We start from the raw sequence: 19,892 nt of genomic DNA, 5'->3' as shown, positions 1-19,892 counted from the left end.
GCGCGGGAGCATGGGCGGATGAGCCTCGTCCAGGTGGCCCAGCGCGCCACCGACCTCGACCGTGCCGCCGCCTTCTACACGGACCTGCTCGGCCGGGGACCGACCGCGCGGTTCGACCCGCCCGGCCTGCTCTTCTTCGACCTCGACGGGGTCCGGCTGCTGCTCGACACCGGTGCACCCTCGGCGCTGCTGTACCTGCGCGTCGACGACGTCGCCGCGACGGTCGAGCGGCTGCGCGCCGCGGGGGTGCCCGTCGAGGGGGAGCCGCACGTGATCTTCCGGCACGACGACGCCACCCTCGGGCCGGCCGGCACGGACGAGTGGCAGGCGTTCGTGCGGGACCCCGACGGCAACCTCGTCGGGCTCGTCGAGCAGCGCGCCTGACCGGCGCGGACGTGCAGGTCCTGTGCACGTCACCCGGACGCGTCGCGGTCCGTCCGGCGCGACGGCGGACGTTCGGGCACCCTGGACGGGTGGGTGACGTGCGAGACCTGAGGAGCGCCGCGAGCCTCCGGCGGGAGTGGCGGGTGGACGACGAGGTCGTCGTGCGCGCGGAGCGCTCCGCGCCGCGAGCCGCGCGGCACTGGGTCATGCGGACCGTGGCCGGGTCGGGTGTGACCGGCGCGGTCAACCAGGTGGTCGAGCTGCTGACGGGCGAGCTCGTGTCGAACGCGGTGCTGCACGGGCCGTCCGACGGGCTCGTGCACGTGCACGTGAGCGTCGGCGAGCGCACCGTGCGGGTCGGCGTGACCGACGACGGCGGCGGCCACCCGACCGTGTCGCACCCCGAGCCGACGGCCCCGAGCGGCCGCGGTCTCGCGCTCGTCGAGGCGCTCGCGGAGTCGTGGGGGACCACCGCGCGGGCCGACGGGCACCCCGGCAAGACGGTCTGGTTCGAGCTCGACATCGCCGACTGACCACCCCTCGGGACGTCGGGACGGGGTCTGGCCTGCGGCTCGACGATGCGGCGTACGCCCGGTGCGCGTAGTTTCTGGGACGTGCGACCAGCCAGCGAAGGGCGACTGATGACCGACACCGAGGGACAGGCACCGGCCGCCACGCGCCTGCCGGAGATCCGCGCCGAGGTGCGCGAGGACGGCACGGGCGAGATCTCCGTCGACGGCGTGATCGAGCAGGTGCAGACCGCGAACCTCCAGGAGGCGGGGGCGGCCATCACGCAGCGCATCGCGACCCTGGCCGGGTCGGTCGGGTCGCCGCTGCCCGTGCAGGTGCGCGACCCCGACGGCGTGTGGTCCCTGCTGATCCACCCCGACGGGCTCGTCGACGAGGCGGGCACCCCGACGCCGCCCGAGGGGACGGCCGCCGCCGACCTCGCGTCGATCGCCCCGCCCGTCGGCCCGCCGCCGACCCCCGTCGACGGGGCGGCCACGGTCGAGCCGCCGACGGCACCGGCCGAGCCGGTCGCGGTCGAGCCCGAGCCGTCGACGCCGGCGCCGTCCGAGCCACCCGCGGGTGCCGGTGCCGCGCCCGCTCCCTCGGCGGGCCGCTCCGCGACCGCCCGCGCGGGCGCCGCGACGACCCGGGCGGCTGCGTCGGACGCGACGTCCCTGCCGACGCTCGACGACCTGCTCGCCGCCCGGCACCCCGCGTCCGACGGCCCGGCCGAGCACGGCTGGCGCGGTGGCGTCCGCCGCCTCACGTTCGGCGCGATCTCGCCCGGCCCGGGCCGCGCCGAGCGCAACCGCCGGTCGCAGTCCGCGTCGGTGCGGCGCACGTTCGACGGGCCCAAGACGATCGTCGTCGTCAACCCCAAGGGCGGCGCGCACAAGACGACCGCCACGATGCTGCTGGCGGCGACGTTCGGCATCCAGCGCGGCGGGTACACGCTCGCGTGGGACAACAACGAGACGCGCGGCACGCTCGGCTGGCGGTCCGCGCACACCGAGCACCAGCGGACCGCGGTCGACCTGCTCAACGCCCTGCCGCGGCTCGGCGGGCGCGCGACCGTGCGCATCGGCGACCTCGACGGGTTCGTCCGGACGCAGGCCGCCGAGCAGTTCGACGTGCTCGCGTCCGACGAGAGCTCGGCGTCGCTGTCGTCGGTCGACGCGGCGTCGTTCGTCGCGCTGCACCAGGTGCTCTCGCGGTTCTACCGGGTGCTCGTCATCGACACGGGCAACAACATGCGTGCCTCCAACTGGCAGGCGTCGGTCGACGCGGCCGACCAGATCGTCGTCGTCTCGACGATCCGCGAGGACACCGCGCAGTCCGCGGCGTGGGCGCTCGACGCGCTGCGCGCCAAGGGCCACGAGGAGGCCGTGCGCCGGGCGGTGACGATCCTGTCCGCGCCGTCGCCCAAGGTCGACAAGGACCTCCGCACGCGGCTGCGCGGCCACTTCGGCGCGCTGACCCGGGCCGTCGTCGAGGTCCCGCACGACAAGGCGCTCGTGTCCGGCGGCCCGATCGACTACGAGGCGCTGCACCCGTCGACGCGCGACGCGTGGCTGCGCGCGACGGCGATCGTCGCCGACGGGCTCTGACGCGCGGCGCGCCCGCCTCGCGCGGGCGTGACGGCGGCGGCGCGGATCGGCGCCGCGCCGCCGGTCGTCCGCGCGGATGTCGGTGGTCGGAGGCACCCTGGTGCGCATGGTGACGATCTCCTGCTCGTGCGGGTCGGTGTGCGACTCGCGCCGCAACCCGCTGCGCGGGCTCGACGTCGCGGCGCGCCTCGACGCGGTCCGGTCGGCGTTCGCGGTCCACGACGGCTTCCTCACCCTCGAGCTCGACGCCGCCTGGCACCCGGGCGCGGACGAGCCGGGACCGGCGTGCGTCGTGCTCGTCGACCTGGACGAGGTCGACGCGGCCGAGGGTCTCGGGCCCGACGACGCCGCCGCGGTCCGTGCCGCGCTGCGCGGCATCCGCGTCGCGGGCCGGACGATGCCCGCACCGGTCGTCGTCGACGGCACGTGGTTCCGGGTCGCGCCCGCGCAGGGCTTCGTCCCGCAGGTCACGTTCGTCGTGCACGACGCGGGCGGCACGGTGCTGGAGGTCGACGAGCCCCTGGTCGAGCGCGACCTGCTCGCGGAGCTCGTCGACGAGTTCGGCCGGTCGGGCCGCGCGGGTCTGGTCCGGCTCGACGCCGTCGCCGCCCGGCGCTCGCTCGCCGGGGCGCTCGACGAGGCGCGCCGGTCGCTCGCGGTCGCCGTCGCGTAGCCCGCGCCGGAAGTCGTCGTCGGCGGTGTGCAAGATCGCCGGGTCCCGGCACAGAGAGCAGGTGAGGACCCTCCGACGACCCCCGGGAGCATCGTGCCGACGCCGACACCGAGCACACCGGTCGACGACGTGACCGCCGACGAGCCACCGGCGGGCGGCCCCGTGACGCGCGACGACGTCCCCGCGCACGGGTCCGTGCACGACGCCGACCGCGAGCCGGACCGCCCCTCCGGTCCCGTCGCGCCGGCCGACCGGGTGTGGTTCGACGCGATCGTGCGGGAGCACGCGACGGCCGTGCACCGGTTCGTCGTGCGACGCGTCGGCCGGCAGGACGCCGAGGACCTCACGGCCGACGTCCTCACGGTGGCGTGGCGCCGCCGCGACGACGTCCCGCGCGGCGCCGAGCTGCCGTGGCTGTACCGGACGGCGGGCTTCGTGCTCGCGAACCACGTCCGCAAGGCCCGGCCGGTGCCCGTGCAGGACGTGCCCGACACGCTCGACCTCACCGACCCGGCCGTCGTCGCGGTGCGGGACGAGCAGGTCCGGGCGGTCCTGGGCGCGCTGGCCGCGCGCGACCGGCAGATCCTGCTGCTCAACGCGTGGGAGGGCCTGGCCGGTCAGGCGCTCGCCGACGTGCTCGGCATCTCCCGTGGCGGAGCGGACGCGGCGCTGAGCCGTGCGCGCGCCCGCCTCCGGGACGCGTGGGACGCGCTCGACGCCGACGACGACGCCTGATCGCTCGGAGCCCGTCCGTCGGGTGAGCGACCACCGGGTCGTGCAAGGCGGGGGCGGGTCGGCACACAAGCAGGGCAGAGCAGGTTCCCGACGCGCCCCAGGAGACACCGTGTCCGACGACAAGCAGCCCGGCGCCCCGGCCGACGAGCCGACGAGCACCCCGAGCACCCCCACGACCCCGCCCGCCGCGTCGACGGGCGCCGGACCGCAGACCGGCGCCCCCGACGACGACGTGGCGTTCGCCCGGCTCCGGGCGGCCGACCCCGCCGTGGGCGTCGAGCCGGACGCGGCCCGCATCCGCGCGGCCGTCGCCGCCTCGGTGGGCGAGGCCGCGGGCGCCGTCCCCGGCGAGACCGTCGAGGTGCTGACCGTGCCGGACGAGCTCGCGGCGGCGCGGGCCCGGCGGTCCCGCACGCGCTGGCTCACGGTCGCGGCCGCGGTCGCGGGCGTCGCGGTCGTGGGCGGCGGCGGGTTCGCGGCCGGTGTCGCGGCGCAGGGCGACGGCGGCTCCTCGTCGGACCTCGCGGCGGCGCCGGCGATGTCGCTCGAGCAGCCGATGGCGGGCCGCGAGATGGCGTCCGTGGGGGCGGCGGCCGACGACTCGGCGGCGACGTCGAAGCTGGCCTGGTACGGCGGTCGGGTCGTGTTCACGGCGGGCAGCGGGCTGTCCGACGAGACGGGCACCGGGACGGCGTGGACGTTCGACGCGGCGTCGGCGTTCTCGCAGGAGACGCTCGCGCGGGTCGCGGCGGCGCTCGGCGTCGCGGGCGAGCCGCGGCAGGAGTACGGCTCGTGGACCGTCGGCTCGACGGACGGCACCGGACCGACCGTGTCGCTCTCGCCCGACGGGACCGCGAGCGTCTCGTACTACGACCCGTCGAAGGACCCGTGGGCGTGCGTCGCGTCGGCCCCCGAGACGCTCGACGGCGGCGCGGAAGGAGCGGGCACGTCGTCGTCGGTCGACCGGGCGCAGGTCGACCCAAGCTTCGGCACGGAGTGCCGGCAGGACCTGCCCGCGGCCCCGACGGGTGACGCGGCGAAGGCGAAGGCGTCCGACCTGCTGCGCTCGCTGGGCGTGGACCCGGCGGCGTACGAGCTCGAGGTCGTGGCGGACACGGGGTCGCCCGCGCTCGTGCAGGTCGCCGCGCACCAGGTGGTCGACGGTCAGCGCACGGGCGTCGCGTGGAACGTGTCGCTCGTGGGCGACGGCGTCCAGTCGCTGTGGGGTTCGCTGGCACCTGTCGTCGAGCTCGGCGACTACGACGTGGTGAGCCCGCGCACGGCCGTCGAGCGGCTGGGCGACCCGCGGTTCGGGGCGTCGGGCGGGATCATGCCGCTCGCGGCGGACGGGATGGCGCGTGCGGAGGCCGGTGCCGAGATCGCGCCCGCGCCCGACGAGGCCCCGACCGTGCCCGCGACCCCGGACTTCGGGCCGCTCGCGTGGCCGGTCGAGGACGTGACGATCGAGTCGGCACGCCTGGGCCTCGCGCTCACGACGCTGCCCGACGGCGCCGCGGTGCTGCTGCCGACGTACGAGCTGTCCTCGTCGGACGGCCGGACGTGGACCGTCGTGGCGGTCGCGGACTCCGACCTGGACTTCACGGCGGCGGCGCGCTGAGACGTCCCGCCGCGCGAGCGGCGGGGCAGGGGGCGGCAGGGGGCAGCAGGGGGCGACGAAGGCCGGTCGGCGTGGAGGGACGCCGACCGGCCTTGCTCGTGCCCGACGCGGGGTCGCCGGACCGGGAGGCGGGCCGTCAGAGGCCGGGCGCCTCGCGGACGACCACGACGCCGCCCGCGGCGACCTTCACGGTGCCGGTCACCGTGGCCCCGGTGAGCAGGTCGGTCCCGTCGACGGCGACGGCGACGGGTGCGTCGGTGTGGTTGACCACGACGACGTAGTCCGCGTCGGTGCCGTGCCGTCGGACGACCTCGACGTCCTCGGGCAGCCCGGCGGGAGTGATCCCGGCGTCGGCGTAGGCGGCGTCGAGCACGACGGCGAGCTGGTCGACGTCGAGCCGGGTGGAGACGTACCAGCCGGTCCCCGCGCCGTGGCGGTGGCGCGTGATCGCGGGGCGCGCGGCCACGGGCCCGTCGGCGTAGGTCGCGACGACCTCGGCACCGTCGAGCACGAGGTCGTCGGCCCAGACGTCGCCCACGAGGTCGGCGGTGGTGCCGTCGTGCGACCAGGCGACCTGCACGGTCCGCCCGGCGCGCAGCGGCTGGAACTCCTCGACGGTGAGGCCGAGCGCGGTGCGCAGCGGTGCGCCGTACCCGCCGGGGTGCACGGCGTCGTGCTCGTCGACGATCCCGGAGAAGTACGAGACGACGAGCGTCCCGCCGTCCGCGACCCAGCGCGTGAGGTTGTCACCGTCGGCCGCCGTGAGCAGGTACGACGCCGGTGCGACGACGAGCCGGTAGCCGGACAGGTCGGCGGACGGGTGGACGAGGTCGACGGTGAGGCCGTCGCGCCACAGCCGCTCGTAGTACGCGAGGACGCGCTCGCGGTGGTCGAGGTCGACGGTCGGCCGCCACTCGAGGTCCTGCGCCCAGAACGACTGCCAGTCCCAGACGATCGCGACGTCGGCGCGGACGGTGGAGCCGCGCACCTCGTCGAGCCGGGCGAGCTCGCCGCCGAGCGCGGTGACCTCGCGCCAGACGCGGGACGACGTGCCGGCGTGGGGGAGCATCGCGGAGTGGAACTTCTCGGCGCCGGAGCGGGAGGCGCGCCACTGGAAGAACAGGATCGCGTCGGCGCCGCGCCCGAGGTGGCTGTAGGCGTTGCGTGCGAGCTCACCGGGTCGCTTGGCGACGTTGCGCGGCTGCCAGTTCACGGCCGACGTGGAGTGCTCCATGAGGATCCACGGCTTGCCGCGTGCGAGCGAGCGCGTGAGGTCGGCGGCGAGCGCGAGGCCCACGTGGGACCGCTCGTCCGCGGCGTCGAGGTAGTGGTCGTTGGCGACGACGTCGACCTCGTCGGCCCAGGACCACAGGTCGACCGGCAGGCAGTTGGTCGTCATGAAGTTCGTGGTGACGGGGATGTCGGAGTGCGCGCGGATCGCGTCGCGCTCCGCGACGTAGCACTCGCGCAGGGCCTGGTCGGAGAACCGCGCGAAGTCGAGGCGCTGCGCGGGGTTGACCACCGACGGGGCGACCGCGGGGACGTCGACGTGCGCCCACTCGACGTACCGCTGGCCCCAGAACGCGGTGCCCCAGGCGGCGTTGAGGGCGTCGAGCGTGCCGTACCGGTCCTGCAGCCAGGCGCGGAACGCGGTCGCGGCCGCGGGGGAGTAGTCCTCGGCGACGGGTGCGCCGTACTCGTTGTGGACGTGCCAGAGCGCGACGGCGGGGTGGCTGCCGTACCGGCGTGCGAGCGCGTCGGCGATGCTCACGGCCGCGGTCCGGTAGGCCGGGTGGGTGGGGGCGGCCATGCCGCGCGAGCCGAAGCCGAGGACGGTGCCGTCCCGGGTGACGACGCGCGCGTCGGGGTGCGCGGCGAAGAACCAGGCGGGCGGTGACGCGGTCGGGGTGCCGAGGTCGACGCGGATGCCGTTCTCGTGGAGCAGGTCGAGCAGCTCGTCGAGCCAGCCGAAGTCGTGCTCGCCGGGGCGGGGCTCGAGCATCGCCCACGAGAAGATCCCGACGCTGACGAGGGTGACGCCGGCCTCCCGCATGAGGGCGACGTCCTCGTCCCAGACCTCCCGCGGCCACTGCTCCGGGTTGTAGTCGCCGCCGTAGGCGATGCGGTCCATGCCGAGCGGCCAGCTGGCGCGCGCGGGACCGGTGGGGGGCTGCTGAGGCATGACGCTCCGTCGGGTCAGGGCGGTCATTGGGACCGATCACAGAATGGTCACAGCCCCAGAAACCGCCATCCGACGGCCTGGGACCGTTCACAACGGAGAGATAACACCAGGGTGACGGTGGTTGACAACCCTCCTGGCGGTCCTTCACTGTGAACGCGCACAGGCTCGGCGTCACAGACGACGCCAGTCCGTCGCGACGCAGCGGCGGACCCTTGACGAGGAGGTCACATGCGCCTGCACACAGGTATCCGCGTCGCAGCAGCGGTTGCTGCGACCGCGCTGCTCGCGACTGCGTGCTCCAGCGGCGGCGACGACAGCGACGGCCCGGCCGACGGCTCCGGCGGGAAGGTCGAGCTGACCTTCTGGACATGGGCCCCCGGCATGGAGGAGGCGGCAGCGGTCTGGAACGAGGCCAACCCCGACATCCAGGTCACCGTCAACAAGCAGGACGGCGGTGACCCGGCCGTCACCAAGCTGCTCACCGCGATCCAGGCGGGCTCGGGCGCGCCCGACCTGTTCCAGACCGAGTACCAGAAGATCCCGACGCTCGTCTCCGAGGACGCGCTCGCCGACATCGCCGACGTGCTGCCCGACGGCACCGCGGAGCGTTTCGCCGAGGGCACGTGGCAGTCCGTCACGCTCGGCAGCGACGCGGTCTACGGCGTCCCGCAGGACTCTGGGCCGATGCAGTTCTACTACCGCGAGGACGTCTTCGCGCAGTACGGCCTCGCCGTCCCGACGACGTGGGAGCAGTACGCCCAGGTCGCCGAGCAGCTGCACACCGCGGACCCGTCGAAGTACCTCGGCACGTTCTCCGCGAACGACGCCGGCTGGTTCACGGGCCTCACGCAGCAGGCCGGTGCGTCGTGGTGGGGCATCGACGGCGACGCGTGGAGCGTCGACATCGAGTCCGCGCCCGTGCAGAAGGTCGCCGAGTACTGGGGCGGCCTCGTCGAGAAGGGCGTCATCGACAACAAGCCGATGTACACCCCGGAGTGGAACGCCGCGCTCAACGACGGCTCGCAGGTCGGCTGGCTCTCCGCGATCTGGGCGCCCGGCGTCCTGTCCGGGAACGCCCCCGACACCGCGGGCAAGTGGAAGATGGCCCCCATGCCGCAGTGGGAGGAGGGCGACTCCGCCACGGGCAACTGGGGCGGCTCCGCCACCTCGGTGACGTCGCAGTCGAAGCACAAGGCCGAGGCCGCGAAGTTCATCGCGTGGCTCAACGCCAGCCAGGAGGGCGTCAACCTGCTCGTCTCGGAGGGCGGCCTCTACCCGGCCGACATCCCGAGCCAGGCCGAGGCGCTCGCCAGCCCGCCCGAGTTCTTCTCCAACCAGGCCGACTTCTACACGCTGGCCGCCGAGACCGCGAAGGGCGTGCAGCCGTTCACCTACGGCCCGAACGTCAACGTCGCGTACTCCGCGTACAACGACGAGTTCGGCAAGGCCGCCGAGGCGAAGAGCGCCTCGATGTTCCTCGACGCCGTGACCGCCATGCAGGCCACGACGCTCGACGACCTGAAGAACACCGGCTTCAACGTCACGGAGTGACCTGAGCGGCCGCCCGGCACCCCTCCGCCGGGCGGCCGCCCGTCACCCCGCTCCGGCGCTCACCGCGCCACGGCAACCCCGCGACCCCGTCGCGAACGCGCGTCCACGGAAGGACCCCCACGTGACCACCCTCGCCCCGCCCCGCGCGGCCGCGACGAGCGGACCGACCCGGCGCCGTCGGCCCCGCCGACGCACCGCGGCCCCGTACGCCTTCCTCGCGCCGGCCCTCACGCTCTTCACGCTGTTCCTGGCGCTGCCCATCGGGTACGCCGTCTACCTCAGCTTCCGCACCGAGATCGTCAAGGGCCTCGGTCTCGGCTCGGGCGCCCGCCAGCAGGTGTGGGCCGGGTTCTCCAACTACACGCGCGCGCTCGACGACCCCGAGTTCATCGCCTCGGTGGGCCGCGTCGCCGTCTACGGCCTGCTGCTCGTCCCGACCATGCTCGGCCTCGCGCTGCTGTTCGCGCTGCTCCTCGACTCGCGCCGCACGCGCGCCACGAGCTTCTCGCGGATCTCGATCTTCCTGCCCTACGCCGTGCCCGCCGTCATCGCGTCGCTGCTGTGGGGCTTCCTCTACCTGCCGCGTGTCAGCCCGTTCTACTACGTGTTCGACCAGCTCGGCTGGGACGTCCCCGACGTCATGTCGCCCGGGCTCGTCGTCTTCGCGATCGCGAACATCGGCCTGTGGGGCGGCGTCGGCTTCAACATGATCATCATCTACACCGCCCTCAAGGCGATCCCCACCGACCTCTACGAGGCCGCCCGCCTCGACGGCGCGTCCGAGCTGATGATCGCGGTCCGGATCAAGATCCCGATCGTCATGCCGTCGCTCGTCCTGACGTTCCTGTTCTCGATGATCGCGACGCTCCAGGTGTTCGCCGAGCCCATGACGCTGCGGCCGCTGAGCAACACCATCTCCACCACGTGGAGCCCGCTCATGAAGGTCTACCGCGACGCGTTCACGCGCGGCGACATCTACGCGGCGTCGGCCACGTCCGTCGTCATCGCGCTCGCGACGTTCGCGTTCTCCTACCTGTTCCTGCGGATCGTCCAGGACGGCCGCGCCTTCTCCCAGGAGTCCCGATGACGACGACCTTCGCCTCGCAGCGCTCGACGGCAGCGGCGCCGGCGCCGGCCCTGCGGCCCGAGCGCAAGGTCCGCCCGTCCGTCCTCGGCACCGTCGTGCTGCTCGTCGGCGCCCTCTACTGCCTCATGCCCGTCGCGTGGGTGCTCGTCGCGTCGTCGAAGTCGGCCGCCGAGCTGTTCTCGACGTTCACGTTCCTGCCCTCGACGCACCTGTTCGACAACATCGCGGACCTCTCCGCGTACCGCGACGGCCTGTACTGGCGCTGGATGGCCAACACCGCGCTGTACGCCGGCGTCGGCGCCGGGCTGTCCGTGATCGTGTCGGCGATGGCCGGGTACGCGCTCGCCAAGTACGCGTTCCACGGCAAGAAGCTCGTCTTCAACCTCATCCTCGCGGGCGTCCTGGTCCCGGGCGTGGTCCTCGCCGTGCCGCAGTACCTGCTGCTCGCCGAGGTCAACCTCACCAACACCTACTGGTCGGTGCTGCTGCCCAGCCTCATCAGCCCGTACGGGATCTACCTGTGCCGCATCTACGCCGGGGCGTCCGTGCCCGACGAGCTGCTGGAGGCCGCGCGCACCGACGGCGCGAGCGAGTGGCACACGTTCTCCCGCATCGCCGTGCCGCTCATGGGCCCCGGGCTGGTCACCGTGTTCCTGTTCCAGTTCGTCGGCATCTGGAACAACTTCATGCTGCCGTACATCATGCTCGGCAACGACCGGCTCTACCCGATCACGGTCGGCCTCAACGGCCTGCTCAACCAGGGGGCGTCGCAGCCCGCGATGTACACGTCCGTCATCACCGGCGCGCTGCTGTCGATCATCCCGCTCGCCCTGCTGTTCCTCACGCTGCAGCGGTACTGGAAGGTCGACCTCGCCGCCGGCTCGGTGAAGGCCTGACGACGTGGTGCGACGCATAGAGTTCCGTCCGATGGACACGACGACCGACGCCGCCGCGCCCGTGCCGCGCCGACGCCCCACGATCCGCGACGTCGCGGCGGCCGCCGGCGTGTCCCGCGGGACCGTGTCCCGCGTCATCAACGGCGGGCACTGGGTGTCGCCCGAGGCGCTCGCCGCCGTCGAGGAGGCCATCCGCACCACCGGCTACTCGATGAACCAGCACGCGCGGTCGCTCGTCACCGGGCGGTCCAACTCGGTCGCGTTCCTGCTCACCGAGCCGCAGCACCTGCTGTTCGAGGACCCCACGTTCTCGATCCTGCTGCGCGGCGCCGCGCAGGCGCTCGCCGGCCGGTCGATGCCGTTGCTGCTCATGGTCGCCGGCACGCCCGAGGAGCAGAGCCAGGTCCTGTCCTACGTCGGCGCCGGGCACGTCGACGGCGTCCTGCTCATCTCGTCGCACGCCGGCAGCCCGGTCCTCGCCGAGCTCGTCCGCCAGGGCATCCCCACGATCGCCTGCGGCATCCCGCTCGGGTTCGAGGGCCAGCTCGGGTACGTCGCGGCCGACGACCTCGGTGGTGGGCGGCGCATGACGCGTCACCTGCTCGACCAGGGCCGCTCCCGCGTCGCGACGATCACCGGCCCGCTGGACACGCCCGGCGGCAAGATGCGGCTCGAGGGGTACCGCACCGAGCTGGGCGACGCGTTCGACGAGACGCTCGTCGCGCACGGCGACTACTCGCGCGAGAGCGGCGCCGCCGGCATGCGCGAGCTCCTGGAGCGGCGCCCCGACCTCGACGCGGTGTTCGTCGCGTCCGACCTCATGGCCGCGGGCGCGATCCAGGTGCTGCGCGAGGCGGACCGCTCCGTGCCCGGCGACGTCGCCGTCGGCGGGTTCGACGACTCGGGCCTCGCCGCGACCGTCGACCCGCCGCTGACCACGATGCGGCAGCCGTTCGAGCGCATCGCGTCCGAGATGGTCCGCCTCCTGCTCGAGGTCGTCGAGGGCGAGGCGCCCGCCGCGATCACCCTGCCGACGTCGCTCGTCGTGCGCTCCAGCGCCTGACCTCCTGCGCACCCTGGTCTCACCCGTGGAGGAGGGTGCGCCGCAGGCGTCGCTCGCTAGCCTGGGGACGACGCGAGGGGGTGCGCGATGGGCACAGGACTGGTCGTCCTGGCGGTCGGGGTGCTGCTCTGCTTCTTCGGGATCCGGTCCGTGAACCTGGCGCTGCTCGCGTCCGGCTTCGGGCTCGGCTACTTCGTGGCCGACGCGACGGGTGCCTCCACCGGGACGGCGCTGCTCGTCGCCGCCGGGGTCGCGGTCGTGCTGTGGCTCGTGGTGTCGCTCGTCTTCCGCTTCGCGACGTTCGTCGTCGGCCTCGCCGCGGGTGCCGTCATCGGCGCGAAGCTGTGGTCGGCGCTCGGGTCGTCCGGGACCAGCGTCGTCCTCGGCGGCGTCCTCGTCCTGTCCGTAGCGATCGCGTCCGCGACGCTCGCCGAGAAGTACCACCGCCGCGCGCTGCTGTGGCTCACCGTGCTCGCGGGCGCGAGCCTCACGCTGAGCGGTCTCGCGCTGATGTGGCCGTCCGTCTTCGGGCTGCTGCGCCACCCCGACGAGGGCGCCGAGCAGGTGGTCATGGTGGTCGCGTGGGTCGCGCTCGCCGCCGCGGGCTGGGTCGTCCAGCGCCGCCTGTTCCGCAAGCAGCTCGGCCTCCCGCCGCGCGCCCCGGCCGCCACCACGACCTGACGTCCCCGCGCGCGGGACCGCTCACCCGCGCAGCAGGTGCCCGGTGCGACGGACCCACCGCGCCTGCCAGGGCGTCTCGACGGCACGCCGCCGGTAGCGGCTGCGAACGAACGCGACCGCGTCCTCCGGGGCCACGCCGCCGAGCACCGCGAGCAGCGCGAGCGCCGTCCCGGTCCGGCCGGTGCCCCCGTCGCACGCGATCTCGACCCGTGCGGCGGCGGCGCGCTCGTGGGCCTCGCGGAGCACCGCGACCGCGTCGGCCGTCGAGCGCGGCAGCCAGAAGTCGGGCCACGCGACCCAGCGCGACTCCCACGCCTGCTCCGGCGGGGGAGCGGCCGTCAGGTAGACGCCGAGCTCGGGCTCGGCCCCGGCGGGCGGTGCCGAGCGCAGGCCGCGCCCGCGCACGCGGCGCCCGTCGGGAAGCTCGACCACCCCGTCGCCCAGGTGCCACGTCATCGCCGTCCCCCCTCGCACGTCCCGGCTCCGACCTCTACCACCCCGCGCCCTCCCGCGGTCGGTCGCCGCGCGACCGCGCCGCGAGCCGGCGGACGAGCCAGACGAGGAGGCCGGCGACCACGGCCAGCACGACGAGCCTCTGGAGCACGCCGACGCCGTCCTCGACGCGGTGCCACTGCTCGCCGAGCAGGTACCCGGCGAGGACCAGCGCCGTGTTCCACACCGCGCTGCCGACCGTCGTCAGCACGACGAACCTGGCCAGGGGCATGCGCTCGACGCCCGCGGGCACGGACACGAGGCTGCGCACGATCGGCACGAGCCGCCCCAGCAGGACCGCCCGGTGACCGTGCCGGGCGAACCACGACTCGGCGGCGTGCACGTCGGTGACGTCCACGAGCGGGAGCCGGTCCGCGACGCGCAGCAGCCGCGCGCGCCCGAGCCACGCCCCGAGCGCGTACAGCACGAGCGCGCCGACCAGCGAGCCGGTCGTCGTCCAGACCAGGACGTGCCACAGGACGAGGTCGCCCTGCGAGGCGGTGAAGCCCGCGAGCGGGAGGATCAGCTCGCTGGGCAACGGCGGGAAGAGGTTCTCGGCGGCGATGGCGAGGCCCGCACCGGGCGCGCCGAGGGACTCCATGAGGCTGACGGCGCCGTCCGTGACGGGCGCGAGGATGTCGTCGAACATGGCCACGACGCTAGGAACCACGCACCCGCCGTGACCCGGCGGTTCCCCGCCCGACGGCCGCGGTCGACCGCACGCGACGGTGCGGTTTCCCGCATCCCGCAGCCGCCGGCCCGGCTCCTATGCTGACGCGGGTGACGACGTCCGCGATGCCCTCGACGCGCGGACGTCCGGGCCCGTCGCAGCTGCTCGTCGGGGCCGCGGTCGGCACGGTCGTCTGGCCGCTGGACCTGCTCGTCTCCGCCGCCGCCGTGGTCGCGGGACGCTCGCGCACCGTCGCCGGGGCGGTGACCCGGCTGGTCGATGCGCACCGGCGCCGCCTCGTGCGGTGGCACGGGTGGACGGACGACGCGGTCCCGGTCCCGCTCGGGCGGGCGACCGCCTTCCTCGCGGCCCGTGTCGGCGTCGGCGTCGTGGGGACCGCGGTGCTCGGGCTGCTGGCGTTCGGCGTGTACGCGGCGGTCGTCGGCCTGCTGTCGTGGCTGTTCGACGTCCGCGTCACGGTGTCGGACCCGCTCGCGGCGGGGCAGGTGACCACGTCGACGATGCTCGTCTTCGTCCCGCTCGGTGCGGTCCTCCTGTACCTCGACCTCATGGGGCTCGCGGGCGTCGGCGTGCTGGACCGCGCCGCGGCGGACCGCTGGCTCGCCGGCGACCGCACCGAACGCCTCACGCGTCAGGTCGCCGAGCTCACGCTGAGCCGCGCCGAGCTGCTCGCCGCGCTCGACGCCGAGCGCGCGCGGATCGAGCGCGACCTGCACGACGGCGTGCAGCAGCGCGCGGTGGCCGTCGGGCTGCTCGTCGGTCGTGCGCGCCGCGCCGCGGAGCCCGGCACGCGGACCCACGAGCTGCTCGACCGCGCCGCCGCGGAGGCCGAGCACCTGCTGGCGGACCTGCGCGACGTCGCGTGGCGGGTGCGGCCCTCGTCGCTCGACACGCGCGGGCTCGCACCCGTCCTGCACGAGCTCGCGGAGCGCACCGACCCGCCGACGACCGTGCGGTGGGACCGTCCCCGCCGGCTCCCCGGGCACGTCGAGACCACGGTCTACTACGTCGTCGCGGAGGCGCTGACGAACGTCACCCGGCACGCGGGCGCGACCCGAGCGCAGATCGCGGTCGACGTGACGGGCGACGGACCCGACGAGCGGGTGACGGTCGTCGTGACCGACGACGGGGTCGGCGGCGCCGACGCCCGCAGCGGGCACGGCATCGCGGGGCTGGTCGGGCGGGTCGCGTCGGCCGGCGGCCGCCTGACCGTCGACAGCCCTCCGGGCGGCCCGACCCGGGTCGAGGCGGTGGTCCCGTGCGCCTGATGCTGGCCGAGGACTCGACGCTCCTGCGCGAGGGCGTGCGCGCGCTGCTCGTGGACGAGGGGCACGACGTCGTCGCCGCGTACCCGGACGCCGACCAGCTGCTCGCCCGCCTCGCCGCCGAGCGGCCCGACGTCGTGGTGATCGACGTGCGGATGCCCCCGACCCACACCGACGAGGGCGTGCGCGCCGCGGTCGAGATCCGGCGGCGGTGGCCCGACGTCGGGATCGTCGTGCTGTCGCAGTACGTGGAGCGCGAGTACACGACGCGGCTGATGGGCGACGACGCGCGTGCGGTCGGGTACCTGCTCAAGGACCGCGTGATGGCCGTCGACGAGTTCCTCGACGCGGTCGAGCGTGTGCGGGCCGGCGGGCTCGTCGTCGACCCCGAGGTCGTCCGCCAGCTGCTGCGGGACACGACGCGAACCGACCCGCTGGCCGCCCTGACCGGCCGTGAGCGCGACGTGCTCGCGGCGATGGCCGAGGGCCGGACGAACGCGGGCGTCGCCCGCACGCTGCACCTGTCGACGTCGGCCGTGGAGAAGCACGCGAACGCGATCTTCGACAAGCTCGGCCTGGTCGCCGGGTCCGCCTACAACCGCCGCGTGCTGGCGATCCTGCGGTACCTCGGCGGCTGACGGGCGGGCCCGGTCCTGGCGCGGTGCGTGGGCGGGCGCCGGTAGCGTCCGGGCATGACCAACGGACGGCTGCTGCTGCTCGACTCCGCCTCGCTGTACTTCCGCGCGTTCTTCGGGGTGCCCGACTCGGTCAAGGCGCCCGACGGGACGCCCGTCAACGCGGTGCGTGGGCTGCTCGACATGATCGCGCGGCTCGTGCAGGACCGGCGGCCGACGCGGTTGGTCGCGTGCTGGGACGACGACTGGCGCCCGGCGTTCCGCGTCGAGGCGATCCCGTCCTACAAGGCGCACCGCGTCGCGCAGGCCGTCCCGGGCGGGTCCGACGTCGAGGAGGTCCCGGACCTGCTCACGCCGCAGGTGCCGGTCATCGTCGAGGTGCTCGAGGCGTTCGGCATCGCGCGCGTCGGGGCGCCCGGGTTCGAGGCCGACGACGTCATCGGCACGCTCGTCGCCCGCGAGAAGGCGCGGCCCGCCGACGAGCGGGCCGCCGTCGACGTCGTCACGGGCGACCGGGACCTGTTCCAGCTGGTCGACGACGAGGCGCACGTGCGTGTGCTCTACACGGTGCGCGGGATCAAGGACCTCGAGGTCGTCGACGCGGCGCGGCTGGCCGAGCGGTACGCGGTCGCGTCGGGCCAGGCGTACGCCGACATGGCGGTGCTGCGCGGCGACCCGAGCGACGGTCTGCCGGGTGTGCCGGGGATCGGGGAGAAGACGGCGGCGACGCTCGTGCACCGGTACGGGTCGCTCGACGGGATCCTCGCCGCGCGCGACGCCGGCGACCCGGGGCTCACCGCGACGCAGCGGCGGCGGCTGACCGAGGCGGCGGACTACCTCGCGGTCGCGCCGCGCGTGGTGCAGGTCGCGCCCGACGCGCCCGTGGGCGACGTGCCCGACGCGTTGCCACGGGTCGCGGCCGACCCCGAGAGGCTCGTCGCGCTCGCGGAGCGGTGGGGGCTGGCGTCGAGCGTCAAGCGCGTGGTCGACGCGCTCGCGTCGGCGGACTGAGCGGCGGGGCACGGGCCGCGCGTGCCGGACGGGGGTCCTGGTCACCCGTCCGGGTGATGAGTAGAACCGGGCGTATCAGACATCGGGAGGCGTCCCTCCTGCTGGGTCGTGAGCTACCGACCGGTAGCCACAGGACCCCGCCGGACACCGCCGGCACCCCCGACGGCCCGACGCGGGCCCGCCCCGAAAGGCACCACCATGACCTCGACCACCACCGGCACCCGCCGCGCCGCCGTGCGACCCACGACGACCGTCCCGGACAACACCCTCGCCGGCACCGACCGGCCGACCATGACACGCCCCCGCGCCACCGGCCGCGTCGCCCGCACCCGGGCGCTCGCCGACGACGCGGTCGCCGCCCTGGCCCGCGTGCTCACGAAGCACTCGGTCACGGCCCTGCGGATCTCGCTCGGCCTCGTCTTCCTCGGCTTCGGCGTGCTCAAGTTCTTCCCCGGCGTCAGCCCGGCCGCCGAGCTCGCCCAGCGCACGATCGGCGAGCTCACGCTCGGGCTCGTCGGCCCGACCGCGGCGCTCCTGCTCACCGCCGTCCTCGAGACCGTCATCGGCCTCACGCTCGTCACCGGGCGCTTCCTGCGGGCCGGGCTCGTCCTGCTCGCGGGCGCGCTCGTCGGCATCATGTCGCCGCTCGTGCTGTTCTTCGACGAGCTGTTCCCCGCGGGCGGCCCGACGATCGTCGCGCAGTACGTCCTCAAGGACGTGGTGCTCGCCGCCGCCGGGGCCGTGATCGCCGCCGTCGCGCTCGGCGCCCGGCTGCGGCTCCCCGGGGAGTGACGCTCCTCGCGGAGCGCCCGTCAGCGGCCGGCAGACGTCAGCCGCGCACCCACAGGTTCGGACCCGCCTCACGCCAGCCGTCGTCGGCTGCGGGGGCGGGTCCACCTTCTGCCGCCAGCCACACGTCGCCCGACGCGAGCTGCGCGCCCGTGACGGACGACACGCAGCCGAGCTCGGCCAGGTCGCCCGGCGGCAGCGTCAGCAGGCACAGCTCGCCGGTGGTGCTCACGGCCGCGTAGTGGCGGCCGCTCTCCGTCTCGGCGAGGAACCGCGTCGACGACCGGTCGACCAGCAGGCGCCCGATCTCGGCCGGGTCGACCACGTCGTCGACACCCTGCGCGGTCGCGAAGACCGGCAGCAGCGTGCGTGCGTCCACGTGCTCCACGACCGGGCCGCGCGCGTTGTCCCGCGCCCACACGAAGCCCGCGCCGACGACGCCCGCGGCCGCGAGCAGCGCCAGCACGGTCAGGACCGCCGAGTGACGTCGCCGCGCGACGCCCACCGACCGGAAGCCACCGAACGCCTCACCGAAGAGGTCGACGTCGTCGATCGTCGTCATGCGGAGTTCATCGGCGCGACGCGCGCCCGACCTGAGCGACGTGCACCGTTCGGCCCTCCCGGCACGGCAGAATCGACGCTCGTGATCACGGTCAGCACCGACGGCTCCTGCCTGCGCAACCCCGGCGGCGCGATCGGCTGGGCGTGGGCCAACCACGACGGCACGCACGCGAGCGGGGGCGCCGCGTCCGGCACCAACCAGATCGCCGAGCTCACCGCGGTCCTGGAGGCCATCCACGCGCACCCGGGCGACGAGCCGCTGCGCATCGAGGCGGACTCGCAGTACGCGATCAAGTGCTCCTCGGAGTGGGTGCACGGGTGGAAGCGCAAGGGCTGGCGGACGGCCAGCGGCGGCCCCGTGCAGAACCTCGCACTCATCCAGGCGATCGACCGCGCCATCGCGGAGCGCCCCGGGCCGGTCGCGTTCGCGTGGGTCCGTGGGCACCGGGGCGACCGGTTCAACGAGCGCGCCGACGAGCTCGCGGGTGTCGCCGCCCGGGAGGCGCGTGACGGGAAGCCGTCGTCGGCGCAGTCGTCGCTGCCGGCGAACGCGGTCGGCGGCCCGGGCCGCCCGGAGCCGTCGGTCCCGGCCGCGGCCGTCCCGACGCCCGGTCCTGCCGCGTCCGCAGGCCCGGCCGGGGCCGCGCCCGATCGTGCGGTGCCGGCCCGACCCGGACGGTCCGCGCCCGCGGTCGTCGTCGACACGCTCTTCTGAGCGGGCCGCCACCCGCGCCCGGCGTCGACGAGCCGTCAGGCCGGGCGAGCCGCCGTCAGGCCGACGGAGCGTCCGTCCCCGCGGCCTCGGCCTCGGGCTGACCGGCCGCGAGCGTCGCCAGTGCGGTCCCCGCCGACCGGTGCACCGTCGCGACGAACCAGCGCTCGGGCGCCGACCCCCACTCGTCGGCCACGGTCGTGATCGGGAGCAGCAGCAGCCCGCCCGTCGGGTGGGTCAGCGCCAGGCGCGTGCCCGACGCGTCGGTGTGCGACGCCCACGCGAGCCCGGGCACGCGCTGCACGAGCAGGTCGCCGAGCGCGACCCCGAACGCGTTGACGAGCGGCTCCGGGTCGGGGCGGTCCTCGCTCGCGCGCCACGTCGCCTGGACGCGGTCGAACAGGTCGCCGACGGCCTTCGCGTCGAGCGAGCCGTCGCACAGCTCCTCGACGAGCGCGCGCTGCTGCGCGGTCCAGACGAGCTCGGCGGCGTTGAGCGGTGCGAGGGCGTCCGGCGGTGCGGCGTCCACGTGCTCGGCCCCGGCGGGTCCGTGCGGCGTGGGCACCACGGAGCCGTCCGTGGGCCTGGGCGTGCGACGGAACAGCGGCATACGGAGGGAATCGACGCGTCCGGCACGGGACTTGACGCCCGACGAGGGCGGGTCCCCCGTCCGGACGACGTGCGTCGTTCCGGTCGGAGGACCCGCCCTCGTGCCGAGAACCCCAGGTCAGGGGCCCGACGCGGGACCG

21 protein-coding genes are annotated in these 19,892 nt (G+C 75.0%); 16 read left to right on the top strand and 5 right to left on the bottom strand.

The window, feature by feature from the left end:
• The first annotated feature begins 18 nt into the window (after positions 1–18).
• The 6 genes from OOT42_RS17620 (at position 19) to OOT42_RS17595 (ending at position 5,527) form a co-directional block, all read left to right on the top strand.
• Positions 19–384: a VOC family protein gene (locus OOT42_RS17620; protein WP_273652447.1), complete on the top strand. Its 366-nt coding sequence runs from the start codon at positions 19–21 to the stop codon at positions 382–384.
• A 143-nt stretch (positions 385–527) separates the two neighbouring features.
• On the top strand, positions 528–917 hold the full coding sequence (locus OOT42_RS17615) for an ATP-binding protein (RefSeq protein WP_273652446.1): 390 nt from the start codon (positions 528–530) through the stop codon (positions 915–917).
• A gap of 108 nt (positions 918–1,025) precedes the next feature.
• Complete coding sequence (locus OOT42_RS17610) at positions 1,026–2,501, top strand: MinD/ParA family ATP-binding protein (protein ID WP_273652445.1); 1,476 nt, start codon at positions 1,026–1,028, stop codon at positions 2,499–2,501.
• Positions 2,502–2,607: 106 nt separating this feature from the next.
• Positions 2,608–3,174, top strand: a complete 567-nt coding sequence (locus tag OOT42_RS17605; RefSeq protein WP_273652444.1) for a hypothetical protein — start codon at positions 2,608–2,610, stop codon at positions 3,172–3,174.
• Between the two features lie 93 nt (positions 3,175–3,267).
• On the top strand, positions 3,268–3,909 hold the full coding sequence (locus OOT42_RS17600) for an RNA polymerase sigma factor (RefSeq protein ID WP_273652443.1): 642 nt from the start codon (positions 3,268–3,270) through the stop codon (positions 3,907–3,909).
• A gap of 109 nt (positions 3,910–4,018) precedes the next feature.
• On the top strand, positions 4,019–5,527 hold the full coding sequence (locus OOT42_RS17595) for a hypothetical protein (protein WP_273652442.1): 1,509 nt from the start codon (positions 4,019–4,021) through the stop codon (positions 5,525–5,527).
• A 136-nt stretch (positions 5,528–5,663) separates the two neighbouring features.
• Here the strand turns inward: OOT42_RS17595 and OOT42_RS17590 are convergent, their stop codons facing one another.
• Complete coding sequence (locus OOT42_RS17590; protein WP_273652441.1) at positions 5,664–7,709, bottom strand: beta-galactosidase; 2,046 nt, start codon at positions 7,707–7,709, stop codon at positions 5,664–5,666.
• 228 nt (positions 7,710–7,937) lie between these two features.
• Between OOT42_RS17590 and OOT42_RS17585 the strand changes: the two genes are divergently transcribed.
• The 5 genes from OOT42_RS17585 (at position 7,938) to OOT42_RS17565 (ending at position 12,987) form a co-directional block, all read left to right on the top strand.
• Positions 7,938–9,260: an ABC transporter substrate-binding protein gene (locus tag OOT42_RS17585; protein WP_273652440.1), complete on the top strand. Its 1,323-nt coding sequence runs from the start codon at positions 7,938–7,940 to the stop codon at positions 9,258–9,260.
• Between the two features lie 121 nt (positions 9,261–9,381).
• Positions 9,382–10,347 (top strand): carbohydrate ABC transporter permease, encoded by a 966-nt coding sequence (locus tag OOT42_RS17580; protein WP_273652439.1) that lies wholly within the window; start codon positions 9,382–9,384, stop codon positions 10,345–10,347.
• A complete protein-coding gene (locus OOT42_RS17575) occupies positions 10,344–11,243 on the top strand; it encodes a carbohydrate ABC transporter permease (RefSeq protein WP_273652438.1) in 900 nt (299 codons plus the stop codon). The genes OOT42_RS17580 and OOT42_RS17575 overlap by 4 nt, the downstream gene beginning before the upstream one ends.
• Positions 11,244–11,274: 31 nt before the next feature.
• Positions 11,275–12,306, top strand: coding sequence for a LacI family DNA-binding transcriptional regulator (locus OOT42_RS17570; protein ID WP_273652437.1), 1,032 nt, complete (start codon positions 11,275–11,277; stop codon positions 12,304–12,306).
• Between the two features lie 87 nt (positions 12,307–12,393).
• Positions 12,394–12,987, top strand: coding sequence for a DUF4203 domain-containing protein (locus OOT42_RS17565; RefSeq protein ID WP_273652436.1), 594 nt, complete (start codon positions 12,394–12,396; stop codon positions 12,985–12,987).
• Positions 12,988–13,008: 21 nt separating this feature from the next.
• Here OOT42_RS17565 and OOT42_RS17560 read toward each other — a convergent pair whose 3' ends face one another.
• Together OOT42_RS17560 and OOT42_RS17555 are read right to left on the bottom strand one after the other, a co-directional pair.
• Positions 13,009–13,443, bottom strand: a complete 435-nt coding sequence (locus OOT42_RS17560) for a protein-tyrosine phosphatase family protein (protein ID WP_273652435.1) — start codon at positions 13,441–13,443, stop codon at positions 13,009–13,011.
• Between the two features lie 34 nt (positions 13,444–13,477).
• A complete protein-coding gene (locus OOT42_RS17555) occupies positions 13,478–14,128 on the bottom strand; it encodes a DedA family protein (protein WP_273652434.1) in 651 nt (216 codons plus the stop codon).
• Positions 14,129–14,259: 131 nt separating this feature from the next.
• Between OOT42_RS17555 and OOT42_RS17550 the strand changes: the two genes are divergently transcribed.
• The 4 genes from OOT42_RS17550 (at position 14,260) to OOT42_RS17535 (ending at position 17,873) form a co-directional block, all read left to right on the top strand.
• Positions 14,260–15,438, top strand: a complete 1,179-nt coding sequence (locus OOT42_RS17550; RefSeq protein WP_273652433.1) for a sensor histidine kinase — start codon at positions 14,260–14,262, stop codon at positions 15,436–15,438.
• A complete protein-coding gene (locus OOT42_RS17545; protein ID WP_273652432.1) occupies positions 15,429–16,073 on the top strand; it encodes a response regulator transcription factor in 645 nt (214 codons plus the stop codon). The genes OOT42_RS17550 and OOT42_RS17545 overlap by 10 nt, the downstream gene beginning before the upstream one ends.
• A gap of 54 nt (positions 16,074–16,127) precedes the next feature.
• The gene (locus OOT42_RS17540) at positions 16,128–17,081 is read left to right on the top strand and encodes a 5'-3' exonuclease (protein ID WP_273652431.1); all 954 of its coding nucleotides are present in this window, start codon (positions 16,128–16,130) and stop codon (positions 17,079–17,081) included.
• Positions 17,082–17,279: 198 nt separating this feature from the next.
• Complete coding sequence (locus OOT42_RS17535; protein ID WP_273652430.1) at positions 17,280–17,873, top strand: DoxX family protein; 594 nt, start codon at positions 17,280–17,282, stop codon at positions 17,871–17,873.
• A 37-nt stretch (positions 17,874–17,910) separates the two neighbouring features.
• Here the strand turns inward: OOT42_RS17535 and OOT42_RS17530 are convergent, their stop codons facing one another.
• Complete coding sequence (locus tag OOT42_RS17530; protein WP_273652429.1) at positions 17,911–18,432, bottom strand: hypothetical protein; 522 nt, start codon at positions 18,430–18,432, stop codon at positions 17,911–17,913.
• An 81-nt stretch (positions 18,433–18,513) separates the two neighbouring features.
• Between OOT42_RS17530 and OOT42_RS17525 the strand changes: the two genes are divergently transcribed.
• Positions 18,514–19,146, top strand: coding sequence for a ribonuclease H family protein (locus tag OOT42_RS17525; RefSeq protein ID WP_273652428.1), 633 nt, complete (start codon positions 18,514–18,516; stop codon positions 19,144–19,146).
• 55 nt (positions 19,147–19,201) lie between these two features.
• Here the strand turns inward: OOT42_RS17525 and OOT42_RS17520 are convergent, their stop codons facing one another.
• A complete protein-coding gene (locus OOT42_RS17520; RefSeq protein ID WP_273652427.1) occupies positions 19,202–19,711 on the bottom strand; it encodes a DUF3806 domain-containing protein in 510 nt (169 codons plus the stop codon).
• Positions 19,712–19,892: the final 181 nt, after the last annotated feature.

The sequence above is a fragment of the Cellulomonas fimi genome (assembly GCF_028583725.1).
GTDB classification, from domain to species: domain Bacteria; phylum Actinomycetota; class Actinomycetes; order Actinomycetales; family Cellulomonadaceae; genus Cellulomonas; species Cellulomonas fimi_B.
Note: the sequence above shows the minus strand (reverse complement) of the source record. Positions and strands in the feature narration are given on the sequence as shown.

Coding starts and splice junctions, on each gene's coding strand:
- OOT42_RS17565 (WP_273652436.1), top strand. CDS start 12,394: ATGGGCACAGGACTGGTCGTCCTGGCGGTCGGGGTGCTGCTCTGCTTC.
- OOT42_RS17570 (WP_273652437.1), top strand. CDS start 11,275: ATGGACACGACGACCGACGCCGCCGCGCCCGTGCCGCGCCGACGCCCC.
- OOT42_RS17530 (WP_273652429.1), bottom strand. CDS start 18,432: ATGACGACGATCGACGACGTCGACCTCTTCGGTGAGGCGTTCGGTGGC.
- OOT42_RS17560 (WP_273652435.1), bottom strand. CDS start 13,443: ATGACGTGGCACCTGGGCGACGGGGTGGTCGAGCTTCCCGACGGGCGC.
- OOT42_RS17590 (WP_273652441.1), bottom strand. CDS start 7,709: ATGCCTCAGCAGCCCCCCACCGGTCCCGCGCGCGCCAGCTGGCCGCTC.
- OOT42_RS17555 (WP_273652434.1), bottom strand. CDS start 14,128: ATGTTCGACGACATCCTCGCGCCCGTCACGGACGGCGCCGTCAGCCTC.
- OOT42_RS17585 (WP_273652440.1), top strand. CDS start 7,938: ATGCGCCTGCACACAGGTATCCGCGTCGCAGCAGCGGTTGCTGCGACC.
- OOT42_RS17620 (WP_273652447.1), top strand. CDS start 19: ATGAGCCTCGTCCAGGTGGCCCAGCGCGCCACCGACCTCGACCGTGCC.
- OOT42_RS17535 (WP_273652430.1), top strand. CDS start 17,280: ATGACCTCGACCACCACCGGCACCCGCCGCGCCGCCGTGCGACCCACG.
- OOT42_RS17575 (WP_273652438.1), top strand. CDS start 10,344: ATGACGACGACCTTCGCCTCGCAGCGCTCGACGGCAGCGGCGCCGGCG.
- OOT42_RS17610 (WP_273652445.1), top strand. CDS start 1,026: ATGACCGACACCGAGGGACAGGCACCGGCCGCCACGCGCCTGCCGGAG.
- OOT42_RS17605 (WP_273652444.1), top strand. CDS start 2,608: ATGGTGACGATCTCCTGCTCGTGCGGGTCGGTGTGCGACTCGCGCCGC.
- OOT42_RS17540 (WP_273652431.1), top strand. CDS start 16,128: ATGACCAACGGACGGCTGCTGCTGCTCGACTCCGCCTCGCTGTACTTC.